This window comes from Novosphingobium cyanobacteriorum (genome assembly GCF_029436685.1).
In the GTDB taxonomy this organism is placed as follows: Bacteria; Pseudomonadota; Alphaproteobacteria; order Sphingomonadales; family Sphingomonadaceae; genus Novosphingobium; species Novosphingobium cyanobacteriorum.
The window spans coordinates 16,791-36,365 of the sequence record NZ_JAROCY010000016.1 but is presented as its reverse complement, the minus strand read 5'-3'; the positions used below and the strand labels follow the sequence as shown (position 1 = coordinate 36,365).

Genomic DNA, 19,575 nt, shown 5'->3' with positions numbered 1-19,575 from the left:
TTGGTCCTCAGCCCGGGCGGCCATCGCGGCGCGGGCGGCAATAGATCAGCGCATTGCGGACCAGCCACGGCAGCAGCCCGGCGGCAAACAGCAACGCGGCCAGCACCAACAGCAGGCCCTGTTCCCCGCGCAGCGCCGCCGCGATCCGCGCGGCGGCCGCCAGTTGCACCCCGGCAAAGGCCAGCCAGGCCAGCGGCACCATCGCCAGCGGCCGGCCGGAATGGCCGTGGGTGACCCGCGTGACCATGCCGACCAGCAGGCTGCCGGCAAAGCCCAGCGCCAGCGCATGGGTCGGGGCCAGGCCCAGCGGCAGATCCAGCGCGGAGAGGGCTGCAAGCAGAAAGCCGACGGGCGCCCAGGCAAACCCCCATATCAGCACCGACAGCAGCCCCGGCGCCGGCCCGCGCGGCCACCAGCGCCAGACCATCAGCCCTGTCAGCCCCGCAAGTCCAAGGCTGGCGATGGCGGACAGCGGCGGCAGCAGGGCCAGGTCGGCGCCGCACCGCAGGACCAGCAAGGCCCACAGCGCGCCAATCAGCCAATCCGGGCGCCAGCGCCGGTAATCCTTCACCACATTGCCGGCAAAGAACGGCACCATCCGGTGGGCCACGGTCAGGAACACCGGCAAGACGAACCAGTTCAAGGCCAGAACATTGCTCCAGCGCAGCGGCCGCGGATCACCGCCGGTCAGGAAGGACAGCGCAAGCAGCAGCGCGGCCAGGCCCGCCACCAGCGCGGCCAGCGCCGAAAGGGCGTGCCAGCAAGGCGGCTGGCCGCTGCGGCGGTGATCGGCCAGCACCCGTGCCAGGACCACCAGCGCCAGCCCCCAGCTCAGCGCAAACACCGCCATGCCCGCCGTGACCAGCCCGCCAAGCCCCGTCCACAGGCCGGCAGCGGCCAGCGCCATGCCAAGGGCCAGCCCGATGCCGACCGGTCCGAAGCGGCCGGCCTCGAGGTCCGGCTGGCCCATCCAGCGCGGAAAGACTGTCAGCAGGAAGCCGAAGATGAAGGCGGGATAGACCAGCAGGAGCAGGGCGGGGGCATGGAGCAGGCTGGCGGGCAGGGTGCCGCTGGGCAGTTCTGGCCAGCCCAGGAGCAGCCCGCCCAGGCGGACCAGCCACCACAGGGCGATTGCGCAAAGCCCCAGGCTGCCGCTCAGGAGCGGCAGGCGGTGCGGCGCGGCCAGCAGCAGGTGCGGGGAGGTTGCCATCACAGCAATCCGTGGGCGCCGGCCATGGCCGCCAAGACCGTGACCAGCGCGGCAAGCGACAGGACCCGGTGGACCAGTACCATCTTCGCGAAGTCGGTCTCGGGCTTTGGCGAAGCGGCCATTCGCCGGTGCAGCACCAGGGGTTCAGCCACGAACAGCATCACTGCAAAGATCGTCCACAGCACCAGCATGGCGTGCATCCACCAGAACCCGGGATCGGCAAAACGGCTCCACAGGCCGGCCTGGTGGGTCATCCAGAACCCGCTGGCCCCGGCCAGCAGCACCCAGAGCTTCGCCTGCGAGGCAAAGCCCTGCTCGATCTGGTGGAAGGCGGAGAGGCGCCGGGTGGGCGGCTCGCTGCGGACAATGGCCGGCATCACCACGAAGGTCACGAACCAGACACCGCCGATCCAGCCGACGATAGCAGCGACGTGCAGGACGCGGGCCAGAGTGAAAAGATCAAACGTCATGCCTGGCTCTTCGGTCAGATGGGCCGAACAATCGTTGATGAAAGTCAATTACAAATACGGATTACGGGCAGATCTGAAAGACATGAATCAAGCAAGCGCCCGTTTCGCCCTGGTCCTTTCCGCCCTGCTGGCCGGCACTGCCGCCCATGCCGAAACCGCTGCGCCCAAGCCAGCGCCACCGCCGGTCACGCCCTATGTCGACCTGCGCTACCGGCTTGAACTGGTCGACCAGGATGGACTGGCAGAGCAGGCAGCGGCATCTACGCTGCGGGTCAAGGCCGGGATCAAGACTGCCGAATGGCACGGTTTCAGCGCGCTGGTTGAAGGCGAAGCGATCGTGGTGCTGGGCGAGACCAGCTATAACGACACGGTCAACGGCAAGACCGCCTATCCGGTGGTTGCCGACCCTTCGGACGTGCTCCTCAACCAGGCCTGGTTGCGCTGGCGTCCCACGGCCGAGTTTGAAATCACGGCCGGCAGGCAGGCGGTCAATCTCGACAACCAGCGCTGGATCGGCTCGGTTGGCTGGCGGCAGAACGACCAGACGCTGGATGCCGCCCGTGTCACGGTCAAACCAGACAAGGGGGCCAGCATCGACTACCTCCATGCCTGGCGCGTCAACCGGGTATTCGGTCCGGATTCGCCCCAGGGCATCTGGCGCGATACCGACATTCACGGGGTCCGCGCCGCCTATACGATCAAGCATATCGGTACGCTCTCGGCCTATGGCTATTGGCTGGATGTCCCCTCAAGCCCGGCCAGCAGTTCACGGACCCTGGGCGTACGGATCGCTGGCGAGCTGCCGGTGGCAGGGAAGTCCTCCATCCTCTATGCCGCCGAGTACGCTCGCCAGCACGATCACGGCAACAATCCGCGCAGCTTCGCCCTGGATTACTGGCTGATCGAGCCGGGATTCAAGGCCGGGCCGGTGACGCTGAAGGCCGGGTACGAGCGGCTGGAAGGCAACGGCACGGTCGGCTTGCAGACCCCGCTGGCGACGCTGCATGCCTTCAACGGCTGGGCCGACAAGTTCCTGACCACCCCGGTCGGCGGTCTGCGCGATTTCTATCTGGATGCCGGGTACAAGGTTCCCGGCAAGGGCCCGCTGGCCGGGCTGGTGCTGCGCGGCGTCTGGCACGATTTCGGATCGACAGTCGGCAGCACGGCCTATGGCCGGGAATGGAATGCACTGGCCAGTTATCCGGTGGGCAAGCATGTGGTGCTGACGGCCAAGCTGGCCCATTACGATGCCGATGCCTTTGGCACCGACACCACCAAGCTGTGGCTGCAGATTGAAGCGAAGTTCTGATCAGGTCGGATCGTCGCGTACCGGATCGGGCCGGGAATAGGCTTCCAGCGCGGTCCGGTCGGTAATCGTCACCTGCGCGCCGCTGACTTCGATGCCATGCGCGGCCAGCAGGCCGAAGGCGCGCGAAAGGTTTTCGGGCGTCATCCCCAGCAGCGAGGCCAGCAGGCGTTTTTCCGCCTTAAGCGCAACCTTGCCGGTGCCGCCCTGGCGGCGTTCCTGATCGAGGATCAGATTGCCCAGCCGTTCGGCTGACTGGCGCAGCTTCATGTCAGTCAGCGCGCGGACCATGCCGCGATAGGCCTGGGCCAGTTCACGCATGGTCGCCTGCATCAGCGCGCAATCATCCTTCACCACTTCGCGGACCAGCGCGGCCGGAACCAGCAGGATCCGCGATGCCACCAAGGTGCGGGCCGACATCAGATAGGGCTGGTCGGTCACCACCGCGGCCAGGATGAAGCTGGTAACCGGTTCCACAATCCGCATGGTCGTGTCGCGCCCGGCGCTGTGGGCATAGAGCTCCACCAGTCCGTCGACCAGGACATGCAGGAAATCGGGTCGCTGACCCATCTCGAACAGGGTCAACTGCGGCGGGAAGACCTGCAGGAACGATCCGGTGAAGATCCGTTCGCGCTGGGCGTCCTGCATTTCCCGGAACAGAGGCAGATTCGCGATTTCGGGTCTTTCGCCGGGGCGCACGCAGCAGACTTCCTGTTTGGTTGGATAGCGACCCTAGCAGCCCACTTGATGTGCATCAATCGCCTGCTTGATCTGTTTCAGGCTGATTTCCCGCGCAGATCAGGCCGAAATCAGAAAGCGGGACCGAAATGGCGTTTCTTGATCGGGATCAAGCTTACCCGGAAATCATCGGTCATTCCTGCTGGCATTCAACCCACTACAGGGGACTCAGTGCCATGCCATTGCAGCAACAGGTCAGCGCCGGGCAACAGAACCGCGCCCTTGGGCTCAGCACCTTTGCCTTCACCATCTGCTTTGCGGTCTGGACGATTTTCGCAATCATCGGGATCGAGATCAAGGCGGAGCTGGGGCTGAACGATACCCAGTTCGGCCTGCTGGTCGGCACGCCGATCCTGACCGGATCGCTGGTCCGCCTGTTCCTGGGCGTCTGGACCGACCAGTACGGCGGACGGATCGTCTTTCCGCTGACCATGCTGGCTTCGGCGGCTTCGACCGTGCTGCTCAGCCAGGCCGATTCCTATATCCTGATGCTGCTGGCGGCGCTGGGGCTGGGCATGGCAGGCGGTGGCTTTGCCGTCGGTGTGGCCTATGTGTCGAAGTGGTACCCGCAGGAAAAGCAGGGCTCGGCGCTAGGCTTCTTCGGGATGGGCAATGTCGGGGCGGCGGTGACCAAGTTCGTCGCGCCCTGGGTGATGGTGGCGATGGGCTGGCAGGCCGTGGCCCAGATCTGGGCCGTTGTCCTGGCTATCACCGCCGTGCTGTTCTTCCTGTTCGCCAAGGATGATCCCGATCTCGCCGCGCGCAAGATCAGCGGGGAAAAGCCCAAAGGGCTGAAAGAGCAGCTGGAGCCGCTCAAGAACGAGCAGGTCTGGCGCTTTTCGCTCTACTACTTCTTCGTCTTCGGCGCGTTCGTCGCGCTGGCGCTGTGGCTGCCCAAATACCTGATCGGGGTTTACGGCGTCGACATCAAGGTTGCGGGGATGCTGGCGGCGACGTTCTCGCTCTCGGCTTCGGTGTTCCGGGCCTATGGCGGGATCCTGTCCGACCGCTACGGCGCGCGGCGGATCATGTACGCGACCTTCGGCGTCTCGATGCTGTGCCTGTTCATGCTGTCCTATCCCGCGACCGACTATGTGATCCACGGGATCAAGGGTGACATCACCTTCTCCACCTCGATGAGCCTGGTGCCCTTCGTCATCACGGTTTTCGTGCTCGGCTTCTTCATGTCGCTGGGCAAGGCGGCGGTCTACAAGCATATCCCGGTCTATTATCCCGGTCACGTCGGCTCCGTCGGCGGGCTGGTCGGGCTGGTCGGCGGTCTCGGCGGGTTCGTCCTGCCGATCGTGTTCGGCGCGGTCAGCGATCTGACCGGGATCTGGACCAGCTGCTTCATGGTGCTGTTCGCCCTTGTCGCCGTCGCGCTGGGCTGGATGCACCTGGCGATCCGCCAGATGGAACAGAAGGCTGCCGGGATCGATACCCGCTCGCTGCCACAGTTCCCGGAAATGGCCGGCCTCCATGACGAGGAGGTTCATGCCGAACACGGCGTGAAGGCCAAGGTGCTGACCGACTGGCGGCCCGAGGATTCGGCCTTCTGGGAAGAAACCGGCCAACGGATCGCCAATCGCAATCTCTACCTGTCCATTCCCGCGCTGCTGCTGGCCTTCAGCGTGTGGATGGTCTGGTCCGTGGTTGTCGCAAAGCTGCCCCTCATCGGCTTTGACTACACCACGGACCAGCTCTTCTGGCTGGCCGCGCTACCCGGCCTGTCGGGCGCGACCTTCCGGATCTTCTACAGCTTCATGGTGCCGATCTTCGGCGGGCGGTTGTGGACCACGCTGTCCACCGCATCGCTGCTGATCCCGGCCTTCGGGATCGGCTATGCCGTGCAGAACCCGGATACGCCGTACTTCATCTTCCTGGTCCTGGCCCTGCTGTGCGGCTTCGGGGGTGGCAACTTTGCCAGCTCGATGTCCAACATCGGGTTCTTCTTCCCCAAGGCGCAAAAGGGCAACGCGCTGGCGCTCAATGCCGGGCTCGGCAACCTGGGTGTCTCGGTGATGCAGTTTGCGGTGCCTTTGGTGATAACGGCCGGGGTGTTTGGTGCCCTTGGTGGCACCGCTCAAGTGGCCAAGGATGGCAGCCAGCTGTGGTTGCAGAACGCCGGCTTCATCTGGGTGCCGTTCATCATCGCCAGCACCCTGCTTGCCTGGTTCGGGATGAACGACATCGCCGATGCCAAGGCCAGCTTTGCCGAGCAGGCGGTGATCTTCCAGCGCAAGCACAACTGGCTGATGTGCTGGCTCTACACCGGCACCTTCGGTTCGTTCATCGGCTTCTCGGCCGGCCTGCCACTGCTCGCCAAAAGCCAGTTCCCGGACGTCAACGTGCTGAAATACGTGTTCCTCGGCCCGCTGGTCGGCGCGATCAGCCGCGCTGCGACCGGCTGGATTTCTGACCGCTGGGGCGGGGCGCGGGTCACCTTTTGGGTGTTCATCGGCATGATCGCCGGTGCCCTGGGCGTGATCCACTTCCTTGAAGCCAAGGATTTCAACGGTTTCCTGGGCGCCTTTATCTTCATGTTCTTCGTCACCGGGGTGGGCAATGCCTCCACCTTCCAGATGATCCCCAACATCATGCGCCAGGAAGTTCCGCGCCTGATGCCGGAACTGGACGCTGCCCAGCGCACCCGCCAGGCCGAAAAGGAATCGGCCGCGATCGTCGGCTTCACCTCGGCAATCGCGGCCTATGGGGCCTTCTTCATCCCCCGTGCCTTCGGGATGTCGATCAGCGCGACGGGTACGCCGATGGCCGCGCTCTATGCCTTCGCGATCTTCTACGCGAGCTGCGCCGCACTGACCTGGTTCATCTACACCCGCAAGGGCGGCCTGCTCCACGATGTCGAGCGCGGTCGCACCCCCTCTGCCCCAATTGCCCAAGGAGCCACCGCATGAGCCACCTGCTCGACCGTCTGACCTTCTTCCGCCAGAAGAAGGAGCAATTCTCCGAAGGCCACGGGGTCACCACCGCCGAAGCCCGCGACTGGGAAGACAGCTATCGCAAGCGCTGGCAGCACGACAAGATCGTGCGCAGCACCCACGGGGTGAACTGCACCGGTTCGTGCAGCTGGAAAATCTACGTCAAGGGCGGGATCATCACCTGGGAAACCCAGCAGACCGACTATCCGCGCACCCGGCCGGAACTGCCCAACCACGAACCGCGCGGTTGCCCGCGCGGGGCGAGCTACAGTTGGTACATCTATTCGGCCCAGCGGCTGAAATACCCGTTGATCCGCAAGCGGCTGGTCAAGCTGTGGCGCGCCGCGCGCAGGGATCTGCCGCCAGTCGCCGCCTGGGCCTCGATCCAGAACGATCCGGTCAAGCGCAAGAGCTATACCGCGATCCGCGGCCACGGCGGCTTCGTGCGCTCGACCTGGGACGAGGTGAACGAGATCATCGCGGCGGCCAACGCCTATACCGCCAAGCAGTGGGGCCCGGACCGGGTGATCGGCTTCTCCCCGATCCCGGCCATGTCGATGGTCAGCTATGCGGCGGGTTCGCGCTATCTCTCGCTGCTCGGCGGGACCTGCATGAGCTTTTACGATTGGTACTGCGATCTGCCGCCCGCCAGCCCGATGACCTGGGGTGAGCAGACCGACGTTCCGGAAAGCGCGGACTGGTACAATGCGGGCTTCCTGATGATGTGGGGATCGAACGTGCCCCAGACCCGCACACCCGATGCTCACTTCATGACCGAGGCGCGCTATCGCGGGGCCAAAGTGGCCGTGGTCAGCCCCGATTATGCCGAGGCAACCAAGTTCGCCGACCTGTGGCTCAACCCAAAGCAGGGCACCGATGCGGCGCTCGCCATGGCGATGGGCCACGTCATTCTGCGCGAATTTCACCTCGACCGGCAGGTGCCGTATTTCGAGGACTATTGCCGCAAGTACTCGGACATGCCGATGCTGGTCCGGCTGGTCGAGCAGGATGGCCGGCTGGTGCCCGAACGCCTGCTGCGTGCGTCCGATTTCAAGGGCGAGCTGGGTGAGGGCAACAATCCCGAATGGAAGTGCGTGGCGATCGACGAGGCCCGCGACGAAGTCGTGGTGCCTTCGGGCTCGGCCGGCTTCCGCTGGGGCGAGAAGGGCAAGTGGAACCTGCAGGAAACGGATGGCAAGGGCAGCGATGTGAAGCTGCGGATGACCGCCATCCTCGACAAGGACCACGACGAGGTAGTCGAGGTCGGCTTCCCCTATTTCGGCAACCGCGAGCATGATCATTTCCAGGGCACCGACCATCCGGACGTGCTGATGAAGCGCGTGCCCGTGCGCGAACTGGAGCTTAAGGACGGGCGAACCTACGTCGCCACGGTATTCGACCTGTTCTGCGCCAACTATGGCCTCGACCGGGGCCTGGGCGGTGAACATGTCGCCCGCGATTATGCCGATCCTGCACCCTACACCCCGGCCTGGGGCGAGAAGATCACCGGCGTTCCGGCCGATGCGATCATCACGGCCGCGCGCGAGTTTGCCAGCAACGCGGAAAAGACCAATGGCAAGTCGATGGTGATCCTGGGGGCCGGGCTCAACCACTGGTATCACATGGACATGAACTACCGGGGGATCATCAATCTCCTGGTGATGTGCGGCTGTGTCGGCCAGTCGGGCGGCGGCTGGTCGCACTATGTCGGGCAGGAAAAGCTGCGCCCGCAGACCGGCTGGCTGCCGCTGGCCTTCGCGCTCGACTGGAACCGTCCGCCCCGGCAGATGAATTCCACCAGCTTCTTCTATGCCCATACCGACCAGTGGCGTTACGAGACGCTGGGGGTAGGCGAGATCCTCTCTCCCACCGCGCCCAAGGGCGACTGGGACGCCAGCTTGATCGACTATAACGCGCGGGCCGAGCGGATGGGCTGGCTGCCCTCCGCGCCGCAGCTCAAGACCAACCCGCTGGAAGTGGGCAAGGCGGCAAAGGCTTCGGGCATGGAGCCGAAGGACTATGTCGCGCAGGGGCTGAAGGCCGGCGATTTGGAACTGTCATGCATGGACCCGGACGACGAGGCCAACTGGCCGCGCAACATGTTCGTCTGGCGTTCAAATCTGCTTGGCTCATCCGGCAAGGGGCACGAGTATTTCCTCAAGCACCTGCTGGGAACGGCCCACGGCGTCCAGGGCAAGGACCTGGGCGAAATGGGTCACCAGAAGCCCAGGGACGTGAAGTGGCACGATGAAGCGCCCAAGGGTAAGCTGGACCTCCTGGTCACACTGGACTTCCGGATGTCGACCACCTGCGTCTACTCCGACATCGTCCTGCCGACCGCCAGCTGGTACGAGAAGGACGATCTCAACACTTCCGACATGCACCCCTTCATCCACCCGCTAAGCGCGGCCGTGGACCCGGTGTGGGAATCGAAGAGCGACTGGGAAATATACAAGGGGATCGCCAAGGCCTTCTCCGAAGTAGCTCCCGAAGTGCTGGGCGTCGAGCAGGACCTGGTGCTGGTCCCGATCCAGCATGACAGCCCGAACGAGATCGCCCAGCCGTTCGACGTGGCCGACTGGGGCCAGGGCCAGGTCGAGCCGATCCCCGGCAAGACCATGGCCAATGTCGCCCTGGTCGAGCGGGATTATCCGAACCTCTACAACCGCTTCACTGCGCTCGGTCCGCTCATGGACAAGCTCGGCAACGGCGGCAAAGGCATCGCCTGGAACACCGCGCATGAGGTGGAAAACCTGCGCAAGCTCAACGGCACGCAGAGCGGTGAAGGCCCAACCAGCGGCATGGCAAAGATCGAGACCGCGATCGATGCGGCCGAAGTGCTGCTGATGCTGGCACCGGAAACCAACGGCGAAGTGGCGGTCAAGGCGTGGGATGCACTGTCGCAGTTCACCGGGATCGATCACACCCACCTGGCCCGGCCCAAGGAAGAGGAGAAGATCCGCTTCCGCGACATCCAAGCTCAGCCACGAAAGATCATTTCCTCGCCCACCTGGTCCGGGCTGGAAAGCGAGCATGTCTGCTACAACGCCGGCTACACCAACGTCCACGAGCTGATCCCGTGGCGGACCCTGACGGGCCGTCAGCAGCTTTACCAGGATCACAAGTGGATGCGCGCCTTTGGCGAGGGCTTCTGCGTCTACCGCCCGCCGATCGATACCAAGGCGGTCAAGCCGATGCTCGATAAGGCAGAAGGCCAACCCCACGTGGTGCTGAACTTCATCACCCCGCACCAGAAGTGGGGGATCCACTCCACCTATACCGACAATCAGCTGATGCTGACCCTGTCGCGCGGCGGACCGATCGTGTGGATGAGCGAGGTCGATGCCGCCAAGGCGGGCCTCGTCGACAACGACTGGGTCGAAACCTTCAACGCCAACGGCGCCCTGGTTGCCCGCGTGGTCGTCTCGCAGCGCATGAAGGAAGGCACCCTGTTCATGTACCATGCGCAGGAAAAGATCGTGAACGTGCCCGGCTCGCCGCTGACCGGCCAGCGCGGCGGGATCCACAATTCGGTGACCCGCGCGATCCTCAAACCGACCCACATGATCGGCGGCTACGTCCAGCAGGCCTACGGGTTCAACTATTACGGCACCGTCGGTTCCAACCGCGACGAATACGTCATCGTCCGCAAGCTTGAGAAGGTCGACTGGCTTGAAGGGCCGCTCGCCGAAGGGGAGAACGCAGCATGAAAGTCCGCGCGCAAATCGGCAAGGTGCTGAACCTCGACAAGTGCATCGGCTGCCACACCTGCTCGGTCACCTGCAAGAACGTCTGGACCAGCCGCGAAGGCATGGAATACGCCTGGTTCAACAACGTCGAGAGCAAGCCCGGGATAGGCTATCCCAAGGACTGGGAGAACCAGGACCGCTGGAACGGCGGATGGGTCCGCACCCCCACCGGATCGATCCGCCCGCGCATGGGCGGCAAGTGGCGGCTGCTGGCGAAGATATTCGCCAACCCCGACCTGCCCGAGATCGACGACTACTACGAACCCTTCACTTTCGATTACGGCCATCTGCAATCGGCCGGGGAAAGCAAGGCCTTCCCCACCGCGCGTCCGCGCAGCCTGATCTCCGGCCAGCGGATGGAGAAAATCGAAGGCGGCCCCAACTGGGAGGAAATCTTGGGCGGCGAGTTTTCGAAGCGTTCGGCCGATTACAACTTCGAAGGGGTCCAGAAGGAAATCTACGGTCAGTTCGAAAACACCTTCATGATGTACCTGCCCAGGCTGTGCGAGCATTGCCTCAACCCGACTTGCGTTGCGGCTTGCCCGTCCGGTTCGATCTACAAGCGCGAGGAGGACGGCATCGTCCTGATCGACCAGGAAAAGTGCCGCGGCTGGCGGATGTGCGTTTCGGGCTGTCCCTACAAGAAGATCTACTTCAACTGGAAAACCGGCAAGAGCGAGAAGTGCATCTTCTGCTATCCGCGGATCGAGGCGGGAGAGCCGACCGTCTGCAGCGAAACCTGCGTTGGCCGCATCCGTTACCTTGGCGTGATGCTCTATGACGCTGACCGGATAGAGGAAGCGGCCAGCGCCGAGCATGTCGAGGACCTTTATCAGGCCCAGCTCGACATCTTCCTCGATCCCAACGATCCGGCGGTGATCGAACAGGCCCGCAAGGACGGGGTGCCCGAAGCCTGGCTGGAAGCCGCGCGCCGCTCGCCGGTGTGGAAAATGGCGATGGAATGGAAGGTCGCCTTCCCGCTCCACCCCGAATACCGCACGCTCCCCATGGTCTGGTACGTGCCGCCGCTCTCGCCGATCAGTTCGGCGGCCAGCGCGGGCAAGATTTCCGCGCGCAACGGCATGCCGGATGTCCGCTCCTTGCGGATTCCGGTGCGCTACCTGGCCAACCTGCTGACCGCGGGCAAGGAAGCCCCGGTGGTCGATGCGCTGGAACGGATGCTGGCCATGCGCGGCTACATGCGGGCCAAGACGGTCGACGGCGTCGTCGCCGCAGACATGGCCCACGAGGTTGGCCTGACCCCGGCCCAGATCGAGGAAATGTACCACGTGATGGCGATCGCCAATTACGAGGACCGCTTCGTCATCCCCACCGGCCACCGCGAAGATGCCGAGGACATGTACGACGAGAAGGGCGGCTGCGGCTTCTCCTTCGGCAACGGCTGTTCGGGCGGGTCGAATGAGACCAACCTGTTCGGGGCGCCGGCCCGCAAGAAACTGCAAACGCCGACGGAGGTGTTCTGATGCGCCTGACCCTGCTGATCCTCTCGGCCCTGCTGCGCTATCCCGATGCCGAAGTCCAGCAGGCTGCCCCTGGGCTTGCCACGGCGCTGGCCGAGGATGGCCTGCTTTCTCCCGAACAGCGCGCCAGCCTGCAGCCGCTGATCGAGGAACTTGCCAACATGGACCTGCTCGATGCCCAGGAACGCTATGTCGGCCTGTTCGACCGGGGGCGGGCGGTTTCGCTCCACCTGTTCGAGCACGTCCACGGTGAAAGCCGCGACCGGGGCCAGGCGATGGTCGACCTGCGTGACCGCTATGAGGCGCAGGGTCTGGAAATCGCGGCCAAGGAATTGCCGGACTACCTGCCGCTGTTCCTTGAGTATCTCTCGGTCCTGCCCCCGGCCCAGGCGGCTGACGAGCTGGCCCAGCCCGGCGTGATCCTCTCTGCCCTGGCCCAGCGGCTGGAAGAAAAGGGCACCGCCTATGCCGCGCCGATGCGGATCCTGGCCGACCTGGCCGGGGCCGGCGGCGAAGCGTTCGAGATCGCCCCGGCGGACGATCCCGACGATCTTGCCGCGCTCGATGCGGCTTGGGAGGAAGAACAGATCCGCTTCGACAGCCCCGTCGCCCCCGGCACTGCCGATTGTCCGCAGGTTGCTGCGATGGTCGACCGCATTCTCACTCAGGAACCCGTCAGGAGTCCGATCCATGGCTGACTTCGTCCACCACCTGCTCTTCGGGATCTATCCCTACATCGCACTCGCCGTTCTCGCGGTGGGTTCGGTGATCCGCTATGATCGGGAACCCTATTCATGGCGGGCCGGATCGAGCCAGCTCTTGCGCCGCAAACAGTTGATCGTCGGATCGGTGCTGTTTCATCTTGGCGTGCTGCTGATCTTCGCGGGCCACGTGGTCGGCCTGCTGACCCCGATCGCGATATTCGATGCGCTGGGCATTTCGCACGGGGCCAAGCAACTGCTGGCGATCGTTGCCGGCGGCTTTGCCGGGGTGGCGGGGATTGTCGGGGCCACTTTGCTGATCCACCGCCGGTTCTTCGATCCGCGGATCCGCGCGGCCTCCAGCTTTGCCGACAACATGATCATCCTGCTGCTGTGGGCGCAGCTTGCGCTTGGCCTCGCCACGATCCCGCTGTCGCTCCAGCATCTCGACGGGCATGAAATGGTCAAGTTCATGAACTGGGCCCAGGGCATCTTCACCTTCCGCTCGGGCGCGGCGGATCAGATCGCCGATGTGGCGCTGGTCTTCAAACTGCACCTGTTCCTCGGCCTGACGATCCTGTTCCTGTTCCCCTTCACCCGCCTGGTCCATATGCTCAGCGCGCCGGTACGCTATGTCTGGCGGCCGGGCTATCAGGTGGTCCGGTCAAGGAAGCTGGCGCGATGAACTTTGAACCGGTCCTGGTCGGCGGACGCGAGATCCCGGCCGAGGCGATTGCCGCCGAAGCCCAGCATCATCCCGCTCCCGATGCCGCAGCCGCCTGGAATGCGGCAGCCGAAGCCCTTGCCGTCCGCCAGTTGCTGCTGGACGAGGCGGAGCGGCTGGGCCTTTCTTCCGGAGACCGGCGCGATGGCGAAGGCCGTCCGCTGACCGAGGAGGACGCCCGGATCGACGCCCTGCTGGAACAGGAAGTGCGGGTGCCGCAAGCGGACGAAGCCGCCTGCCGCCGGTTCTATGATCACAACCGCGAACGCTTTGCCTCGCCGGTGCTGGTCGAGGCCGCGCATATCCTGATCGAGGCCGATCCGGCGGACGAATTTGCCATGGGCCTCGCCACCGGCGATGCCCGCACCCTGATCCGCCAGTTGCAGGCCGAACCCGATCGCTTCGCGGACCTCGCCCGCGCTCGCTCTGCCTGTCCTTCGGGCCAGCAGGGTGGCAACCTGGGGCAGGTCGGGCCGGGGCAGATGGTCAAGCCGTTCGAGGAGGCGCTGTTCGCGCTGCCGGAAAACTCGCTGTGCACGCAGCCGGTCAAGACCCGCTTCGGGGTGCACGTGATCCGCTCCGGACGCCGGGCCGAAGCGCGCCAGCTGCCGTTCGAAGCGGTCCGGGATGCCATCGCTGGCTATCTGGAAGAAGCCAGCTATCGCCGCGCCGTGGCGCAGTACATCGCGATCCTCGCCGGGCAGGCCGGGGTCAGCGGGGTTGCCATCGCCGGGGCTGAAGGGGCCATGGTGCAATAGGATGAACTCGCCGCTGACCGATGGCCACGGCCGCCGCTTCGAATATCTCCGTCTGTCGCTGACCGACGTGTGCAACTTTCGCTGCACCTATTGTCTGCCGGAAGGCTATCGCAAGGTGGCGGGCCAGCCGGCCAGCCTGACCGTGGCGGAAACCGGACGGCTGATCGCGGCCTTTGCCAGGCTCGGGCTGTGGAAGGTCCGCCTCACCGGCGGTGAACCGAGCCTGCGGCCCGAACTGCTGGACATTGCCCGGACAGTGGCCACCACGCCGGGCATCCGCAAGTTGGCCATGACCACCAACGGCTATCGCCTGGCGGAGCGGGCAGCAGACTATGCCGCGGTCGGAATCTCGGCGCTAAACATCAGTGTCGATTCCCTTGATCCCGTGCGGTTTGCGGCGATCACCGGGCATGACCGGCTGGGCGAGGTGCTGGACGGCATCGCCGCTGCGCGCGACGCCGGGATCACTTCGATCAAGCTCAACAGCGTACTGATGCGCGGGGTCAACGATGACGAGCTCGAAGGGTTCATTGCCTTTGTCCAACAGCACAATCTGGCGCTGCGGTTTATTGAGGTGATGCGGACCAATGACAATCCCGCCTTCTTCGATCGCCACCACCTGGCCGGCGAGGAAATCGCCGGGCGGCTGACGGCGCTGGGCTGGCAGCGGCAGATGCGCGAGGCCGGAGCCGGCCCGGCGGTCGACTTTGCCAAGCCGGGCGAACCGGGCCGGATCGGGATCATCGCACCCTATTCGAAAGATTTCTGCGCCAGTTGCAACCGTCTGCGGGTATCCGCGCGGGGCAAGCTGCACCTTTGCCTGTTCGGCGATGCCGGGATCGATCTCAGGCCGCTATTGCAGGATGATGGCCAGCTCGATGCGCTGGTGGCGCGGATTAGCGCGCTGACCGCGACCAAGGCTCCCGCCCACCGCCTGCACGAAGGCAACAGCGGCGGCACGCCGCATCTCGCCTCGATCGGGGGATAGAATGACCATGACGACCCTGCGGATCGAGCTGTGCGGGCGGCTGGCGGAAGCCTGCGGGCGCGAGGTGGAACTGGCCGTACCGATCGATGGCTTGCCGGTCCACGCGCTCTTCGCTGCCCTTGCGGATGCCCATCCGCTGCTGGGCGAGGCGTTGGCCCGGGGCCGGGTCCGCGCCTGTGTCAACGAAGAGCTCGTTTCCGGAAGCACGGTTGTAACCGCCGGCGATGCCGTGGCCCTGTTCCCGCCGGTGTCGGGGGGATGACCAGCGCCGTTGAACTGGCCGAGGCGGCGTTCGATCCGGCCGCGCTGCTGGCCCGCTTTACCGACGATCTGGACGGTGAAGGCGGGGTGGTCAGCTTCACAGGTTATGCCCGCGGCGCGGCCAAGGATGGCGGTGCGGTCCAGGCCCTGGTGCTGGAAAGCTATCGCGGTGTCACCCTGGCCTCGATGCGGGCGATTGCTGCCGATGCCCATGCCCGCTTTGCCATTACCCGCAGCCTGGTGGTGCACCGGGCCGGGCGGATCCTGCCGGGGGAAGCGATTGTCTTCGTTGCCACGGCTTCGGCGCACCGCCGCGCCGCTTTCGAGGCGGCCGATTATCTGATGGACCGCCTCAAGACCGAAGCGGTATTCTGGAAGCGCGAGGAAGGCCCCGACGGGCACCGCTGGATCGAGCCGACCGAGGCCGACCAGGCGGATCTTTCCCGCTGGACCGCGAAACAGGACTGAACCTATGCCCGGAATTGACGAGAGCCTGCCGTTCCACCCGCTCAACATCGCGGTGCTGACCGTGTCCGATACCCGGACCATGGAAACCGACACGTCCGGCGCCTTGCTCGCCGAGCGGCTGACCGGAGCCGGTCACCGCCTTGCCGCGCGGGCAATCGTGATCGATGATGTCGAGGCGATCCGCGACCAGATGCGGGCCTGGATCGCCGATCCGGCAGTGGATATCGTGGTCAGCACCGGCGGAACCGGCTTTACCCCGCGCGATGTCACGCCAGAGGCGGTGATGCCGCTGCTGCGCCGGGTAATGGACGGATTCAGCGTAGTGTTCCACCAGGCCAGCATGGGCACGATCGGCGTATCGACCCTGCAATCGCGCGCCTTTGCGGGGCAGGCCGAGGACACCTTCATCTTCTGCGTACCGGGATCGACCGGAGCCTGCCGCGATGCCTGGGACCTGGTCCTGGGGCTGGAATTTGACAGCCGCTATCGCCCTTGTTCGATCGCCGGGCAATTGCCGCGCCTGCGGGACGTCTGCGCATGACCGGGCTGACCCACCTCGATGGCGAGGGGCGGGCGCGGATGGTCGATGTCGGGGACAAGCCCGTCACCACCCGTCAGGCCGAAGCGCGCGGGGAACTGCGCTGTCTGCCGGAAACGCTGGCCGCCGTGCGGGCCGGAAACACGCCCAAGGGCAGCGTCATCGCCACGGCCGAACTGGCAGGTGTCATGGCCGCCAAGCGCACTGCTGACCTGATCCCGCTGTGCCACCCGCTGGCCCTAACCAAGGTGGTGGTGGAGATCGCGATCGACGATGCCCTGCCCGGCTTCACCCTGCGCGCCGAGGTGCGGACCAGCGGGCAGACCGGGGTGGAGATGGAAGCACTGACCGCCGTATCAGTCGGCGCACTGACCCTGTTTGACATGCTCAAGGCGGTGGACAGGACCATGACGATTGGCGCGATCAGGGTGACGGCCAAGTCCGGTGGCCGTTCCGGAGACTGGACGGCGACATGATCGGGTTTGACGAAGCGGTCGGGCTGATCGCAGAGCAGGTCCTTCCGCTGGGAACCGAACAGGTCGCACTGGCTGAAGCCGCGGGCCGCGTCCTTGCCGCACCCCTCCATGCCCGTTCTGCCGCGCCGCGCGTCGCTGTATCGGCCATGGACGGATATGCCGTGATCGATGCCGCGACCCGGCCGGGCGAGCCGCTGACCGTCGTGGGGGAGAGCCGGGCAGGTGCCGGCTATCCCGGCATTGTCCAACCTGGACAGGCGGTGCGGATCTTCACCGGCGCGCCGCTGCCAGCCGGGGCCGACCGTTGCATCATGCAGGAATATGCCACCCGCGATGGCGAGATGGTGCGCTTTGCCGAAGGCTATGGCCCTGGCTGGCACGTCCGGACTGCTGGCAGCGACTTTGCTGCTGGCGATCTGCTACTTGCTGCCGGCACCCGGCTGAACTCCCGCGCGATGATCGCCGCCGCTGCTGCGGATCTGGCCGGCGTGACGGTTGCACGGCGGCCACGGGTGGCGATCATCGGCACAGGGGATGAACTCGCGCCGCCCGGCGAGGCCCATCTGCGCGCCGACGCCATTCCCGAAAGCGTCACTTTCGGCGTTTCCGCCATGGTGGCGGAGAGCGGGGCGCAGGTGGTGCACCGGGTGATCGGGCTTGATGATCTGCAAGCGTTGGAAACGGCCGCAGGCGCGGCGCTGGAAGCTGCCGATCTGGTGATCGTCACCGGCGGGGCCTCTGTCGGTGAGCGCGATTTTGCCAAGCCGATGTTTGTCCCCCACGGGCTGGACCTGGTCTTCGCCAAGGTCGCGATCAAGCCCGGCAAGCCGGTCTGGCTGGGCCGGGCCACGGGCAAATGGGTGCTGGGCCTGCCTGGCAATCCCACCTCGGCGATGGTCACAGCCCGCCTGTTCCTGCTGCCCTTGCTGGCCCGCTTGCAGGGCCAGCCGGTGGCCGAAGTGCTGCGCTGGCGCAGCTTGCCGGTGGCCGCGCCGATCGGGGCCACCGGCAACCGCGAGACCTTTGTTCGCGCCCGCTGGGACGAGGCCGGGCTGATGCCGCTGGGCAACCAGGACAGCGGCGCCCAGGGCGCCCTGGCGCAAGCCGACTGGCTGATCCGCTGTCCGGCCGGGCTGCCGGCGCTGGAAACCGGTCAGCCGGTCAGTACCCTGCCGTTCTGATCCGCTCCTCCGCCGCAGCCAGGGCTGCGGCATCGTTGACGTTGGCAAAGGGCTCTGGCGTTTCGCTCCACTCCACCGGGGCCATGCCAATTGCTTCGGCAAAGCGCCACAGCGACTGGCCGCCACCGGCCATCCAGCGGTCCAGAGCATCGGGCGCGCTACGCCAGAGCGCCGCCATCGGATGCAAACGGCCGCTGCTGACCGGCATGGCGGCACCGTGATCCGGCAGGGCTGCCGACAGGCGCGGCACCAGGTCGGCGGGAAGAAAGGGCAGATCGCAGCCCACCATCAGCACAGCTGCGCGGTTCAGCCTAGCTCCTTCGTGCAGCGCGCTGGCAAGCGCCGAAATCGGACCGATCCCGGCCTGTGCGTCGAACAGCTGCGGCAGGCCGGTGCCCCAGTCGCCATTCCCGGGCCGCACCGCCAGGGCCACCGCATCGCTGTGCTGCCGCGCCCAGGCGCAGGTCCGGTCGATCAGCCGCTCTCCCGCCAGCAGCCGCGCCGGCTTGTCCCCGCCGATCCGGCTGCCATCGCCGCCAGCTGCGATCACGATCAGGGGCGGCTCAGGTGCCAAGCAGCTTTGCTCCGGCGATCACCAACACCAGCGCCAGCAGCCGGATCAGCGCCTTACGCGGCAGCCAAGTCGCGCTGATCCCGCTGCCGATCAGCCCGCCGACTACTACCGCGCCGACATACCACGGCGTTTGCCCCGGCAGAGCGTCCAGCCTTGCCCCCTGACCAAGCAGACCGGCTGCACTGTTGCAGAAAATGAAAGCCGCGCTGATCCCGGCCACTGTGCGGGCCTCAGCCCAGCGCATCAGGATCAGCAGTGGGCTGAGGAAGATCCCGCCGCCGGTGCCGGTCAGTCCTGCGATCAGGCCCAGTGCAGCCCCGGTCGGAAGGGCTACGAGCGGCTGCGGGGGATGGGTTTCCGTCCCGGCCAATTGCGGCCGGAACACCAATGCGGCCGCCGAGGCAATCAGGACCGCGCCGAGCAGAATGCGGTGCCAGGCCCCGCCAAGGTCGATTGAACCACCCAGGAAGGCCAGCGGGATCGCCGCTACGGCAAACAGCAGGAATAGCCGCAGGTCAAAAGCCCCGGTCCGGCGAAACTGGATGAAGGCAATGGCCGAAACGAACAGGTTCAGCACCAGCGCCAGCGGTCGCATCTGCTCGGGCGCAAAGTCGGTCAGGGCCATCAGTGCTAGATAGGCCGAAGCCCCGCCATGCCCCACCGTTGCGTAGGGTGTGGCTGCCGCGAATAGCAAAATGACAAATAAGTTCGGATCGATCATGCTGCCAGTGTTCTTGGCTGGCAGCGACAGGTCAAGCTGGGAAGTCCCAATTCACCAGCTCAACATGCCCATCGGCTTGCTGAACAGCCTGAACTGGATCGAGCAGCAACGCGGACCGAAAGGCGAAGGTTGATTCGCGCGCAAGCGTCGTCAGATCTTGCGCAAATATCCGCCGCTTGTGCGCAGATTTACCGGCATGATCCAGCGCCTGCTCTGATCACGGCACAAAAACATCGCATCAAGGCGGCCGGTGTTTGCGTCCGCCGTCTTCTATACTCTTCCGTATCCGTGC

Annotated in this window: 19 protein-coding genes; 14 read left to right on the top strand and 5 right to left on the bottom strand. The window is 65.5% G+C overall.

Translation table 11 applies throughout. The features are described from left to right. Positions 1 to 7: 7 nt before the first annotated feature. A complete protein-coding gene (locus POM99_RS16005) occupies positions 8 to 1,210 on the bottom strand; it encodes an NnrS family protein (RefSeq protein ID WP_277279489.1) in 1,203 nt (400 codons plus the stop codon). Then, a complete protein-coding gene (locus POM99_RS16000) occupies positions 1,210 to 1,680 on the bottom strand; it encodes a hypothetical protein (protein ID WP_277279488.1) in 471 nt (156 codons plus the stop codon). The genes POM99_RS16005 and POM99_RS16000 overlap by 1 nt, the downstream gene beginning before the upstream one ends. Positions 1,681 to 1,762: 82 nt before the next feature. Here POM99_RS16000 and POM99_RS15995 point away from each other — a divergent pair, with 82 nt between their 5' ends. Then, positions 1,763 to 2,989, top strand: a complete 1,227-nt coding sequence (locus POM99_RS15995) for an alginate export family protein (protein WP_277279487.1) — start codon at positions 1,763 to 1,765, stop codon at positions 2,987 to 2,989. Here POM99_RS15995 and POM99_RS15990 read toward each other — a convergent pair whose 3' ends face one another. Further along, positions 2,990 to 3,685, bottom strand: coding sequence for a cyclic nucleotide-binding domain-containing protein (locus POM99_RS15990; RefSeq protein WP_277279486.1), 696 nt, complete (start codon positions 3,683 to 3,685; stop codon positions 2,990 to 2,992). A gap of 215 nt (positions 3,686 to 3,900) precedes the next feature. Here POM99_RS15990 and POM99_RS15985 point away from each other — a divergent pair, with 215 nt between their 5' ends. From POM99_RS15985 to POM99_RS15930, 12 genes are read left to right on the top strand one after another with little or no spacing between them, the layout of a single operon-like run. Next, positions 3,901 to 6,639 carry a nitrate/nitrite transporter gene (locus POM99_RS15985; protein ID WP_277279485.1) on the top strand — a complete coding sequence of 913 codons (2,739 nt, stop codon included), beginning with the start codon at positions 3,901 to 3,903 and terminating at the stop codon, positions 6,637 to 6,639. Continuing rightward, positions 6,636 to 10,373: a nitrate reductase subunit alpha gene (locus POM99_RS15980; RefSeq protein WP_277279484.1), complete on the top strand. Its 3,738-nt coding sequence runs from the start codon at positions 6,636 to 6,638 to the stop codon at positions 10,371 to 10,373. The genes POM99_RS15985 and POM99_RS15980 overlap by 4 nt, the downstream gene beginning before the upstream one ends. Further along, positions 10,370 to 11,896, top strand: coding sequence for a nitrate reductase subunit beta (gene narH, locus POM99_RS15975; protein WP_277279483.1), 1,527 nt, complete (start codon positions 10,370 to 10,372; stop codon positions 11,894 to 11,896). Before POM99_RS15980 ends, narH begins: the two co-directional genes overlap by 4 nt. Continuing rightward, on the top strand, positions 11,896 to 12,591 hold the full coding sequence (gene narJ / locus POM99_RS15970) for a nitrate reductase molybdenum cofactor assembly chaperone (RefSeq protein ID WP_277279482.1): 696 nt from the start codon (positions 11,896 to 11,898) through the stop codon (positions 12,589 to 12,591). The genes narH and narJ overlap by 1 nt, the downstream gene beginning before the upstream one ends. Then, positions 12,584 to 13,279, top strand: a complete 696-nt coding sequence (narI, locus tag POM99_RS15965; protein WP_277279481.1) for a respiratory nitrate reductase subunit gamma — start codon at positions 12,584 to 12,586, stop codon at positions 13,277 to 13,279. The genes narJ and narI overlap by 8 nt, the downstream gene beginning before the upstream one ends. After that, the gene (locus POM99_RS15960) at positions 13,276 to 14,076 is read left to right on the top strand and encodes a peptidylprolyl isomerase (RefSeq protein ID WP_277279480.1); all 801 of its coding nucleotides are present in this window, start codon (positions 13,276 to 13,278) and stop codon (positions 14,074 to 14,076) included. Before narI ends, POM99_RS15960 begins: the two co-directional genes overlap by 4 nt. A gap of 1 nt (position 14,077) precedes the next feature. Beyond that, positions 14,078 to 15,064 carry a GTP 3',8-cyclase MoaA gene (gene moaA, locus POM99_RS15955; protein WP_277279479.1) on the top strand — a complete coding sequence of 329 codons (987 nt, stop codon included), beginning with the start codon at positions 14,078 to 14,080 and terminating at the stop codon, positions 15,062 to 15,064. Between the two features lies 1 nt (position 15,065). After that, on the top strand, positions 15,066 to 15,326 hold the full coding sequence (locus tag POM99_RS15950) for a MoaD/ThiS family protein (protein ID WP_277279478.1): 261 nt from the start codon (positions 15,066 to 15,068) through the stop codon (positions 15,324 to 15,326). After that, a complete protein-coding gene (locus tag POM99_RS15945) occupies positions 15,323 to 15,793 on the top strand; it encodes a molybdenum cofactor biosynthesis protein MoaE (RefSeq protein WP_277279477.1) in 471 nt (156 codons plus the stop codon). Before POM99_RS15950 ends, POM99_RS15945 begins: the two co-directional genes overlap by 4 nt. A 4-nt stretch (positions 15,794 to 15,797) precedes the next feature. After that, on the top strand, positions 15,798 to 16,334 hold the full coding sequence (gene moaB, locus POM99_RS15940) for a molybdenum cofactor biosynthesis protein B (protein ID WP_277279476.1): 537 nt from the start codon (positions 15,798 to 15,800) through the stop codon (positions 16,332 to 16,334). Next, positions 16,331 to 16,807, top strand: coding sequence for a cyclic pyranopterin monophosphate synthase MoaC (moaC, locus tag POM99_RS15935; RefSeq protein WP_277279475.1), 477 nt, complete (start codon positions 16,331 to 16,333; stop codon positions 16,805 to 16,807). Before moaB ends, moaC begins: the two co-directional genes overlap by 4 nt. Then, entirely contained in the window at positions 16,804 to 17,988 is a 1,185-nt protein-coding gene (locus POM99_RS15930) for a molybdopterin molybdotransferase MoeA (protein WP_277279474.1), read from the top strand. The genes moaC and POM99_RS15930 overlap by 4 nt, the downstream gene beginning before the upstream one ends. Here POM99_RS15930 and mobA read toward each other — a convergent pair. Then, positions 17,969 to 18,562: a molybdenum cofactor guanylyltransferase gene (mobA, locus tag POM99_RS15925; RefSeq protein ID WP_277279473.1), complete on the bottom strand. Its 594-nt coding sequence runs from the start codon at positions 18,560 to 18,562 to the stop codon at positions 17,969 to 17,971. The genes POM99_RS15930 and mobA overlap by 20 nt on opposite strands. Continuing rightward, a complete protein-coding gene (locus POM99_RS15920; RefSeq protein WP_277279472.1) occupies positions 18,552 to 19,283 on the bottom strand; it encodes a sulfite exporter TauE/SafE family protein in 732 nt (243 codons plus the stop codon). The genes mobA and POM99_RS15920 overlap by 11 nt, the downstream gene beginning before the upstream one ends. Here POM99_RS15920 and POM99_RS15915 point away from each other — a divergent pair. After that, positions 19,282 to 19,416: a hypothetical protein gene (locus POM99_RS15915; protein WP_277279471.1), complete on the top strand. Its 135-nt coding sequence runs from the start codon at positions 19,282 to 19,284 to the stop codon at positions 19,414 to 19,416. The genes POM99_RS15920 and POM99_RS15915 overlap by 2 nt on opposite strands. Positions 19,417 to 19,575 lie beyond the last annotated feature (159 nt).

What these genes read in the sequence shown, in the direction of transcription:
- POM99_RS16005 (WP_277279489.1), bottom strand. Translation starts at nt 1,210, where the DNA reads ATGGCAACCTCCCCGCACCTGCTGCTGGCCGCGCCGCACCGCCTGCCG.
- moaB (WP_277279476.1), top strand. Translation starts at nt 15,798, where the DNA reads ATGCCCGGAATTGACGAGAGCCTGCCGTTCCACCCGCTCAACATCGCG.
- POM99_RS15980 (WP_277279484.1), top strand. Translation starts at nt 6,636, where the DNA reads ATGAGCCACCTGCTCGACCGTCTGACCTTCTTCCGCCAGAAGAAGGAG.
- narI (WP_277279481.1), top strand. Translation starts at nt 12,584, where the DNA reads ATGGCTGACTTCGTCCACCACCTGCTCTTCGGGATCTATCCCTACATC.
- moaA (WP_277279479.1), top strand. Translation starts at nt 14,078, where the DNA reads ATGAACTCGCCGCTGACCGATGGCCACGGCCGCCGCTTCGAATATCTC.
- POM99_RS15995 (WP_277279487.1), top strand. Translation starts at nt 1,763, where the DNA reads ATGAATCAAGCAAGCGCCCGTTTCGCCCTGGTCCTTTCCGCCCTGCTG.
- POM99_RS15950 (WP_277279478.1), top strand. Translation starts at nt 15,066, where the DNA reads ATGACCATGACGACCCTGCGGATCGAGCTGTGCGGGCGGCTGGCGGAA.
- POM99_RS15985 (WP_277279485.1), top strand. Translation starts at nt 3,901, where the DNA reads ATGCCATTGCAGCAACAGGTCAGCGCCGGGCAACAGAACCGCGCCCTT.
- POM99_RS15920 (WP_277279472.1), bottom strand. Translation starts at nt 19,283, where the DNA reads ATGATCGATCCGAACTTATTTGTCATTTTGCTATTCGCGGCAGCCACA.
- narH (WP_277279483.1), top strand. Translation starts at nt 10,370, where the DNA reads ATGAAAGTCCGCGCGCAAATCGGCAAGGTGCTGAACCTCGACAAGTGC.
- POM99_RS15945 (WP_277279477.1), top strand. Translation starts at nt 15,323, where the DNA reads ATGACCAGCGCCGTTGAACTGGCCGAGGCGGCGTTCGATCCGGCCGCG.
- POM99_RS16000 (WP_277279488.1), bottom strand. Translation starts at nt 1,680, where the DNA reads ATGACGTTTGATCTTTTCACTCTGGCCCGCGTCCTGCACGTCGCTGCT.
- moaC (WP_277279475.1), top strand. Translation starts at nt 16,331, where the DNA reads ATGACCGGGCTGACCCACCTCGATGGCGAGGGGCGGGCGCGGATGGTC.
- POM99_RS15915 (WP_277279471.1), top strand. Translation starts at nt 19,282, where the DNA reads ATGCTGCCAGTGTTCTTGGCTGGCAGCGACAGGTCAAGCTGGGAAGTC.
- POM99_RS15960 (WP_277279480.1), top strand. Translation starts at nt 13,276, where the DNA reads ATGAACTTTGAACCGGTCCTGGTCGGCGGACGCGAGATCCCGGCCGAG.
- narJ (WP_277279482.1), top strand. Translation starts at nt 11,896, where the DNA reads ATGCGCCTGACCCTGCTGATCCTCTCGGCCCTGCTGCGCTATCCCGAT.
- POM99_RS15930 (WP_277279474.1), top strand. Translation starts at nt 16,804, where the DNA reads ATGATCGGGTTTGACGAAGCGGTCGGGCTGATCGCAGAGCAGGTCCTT.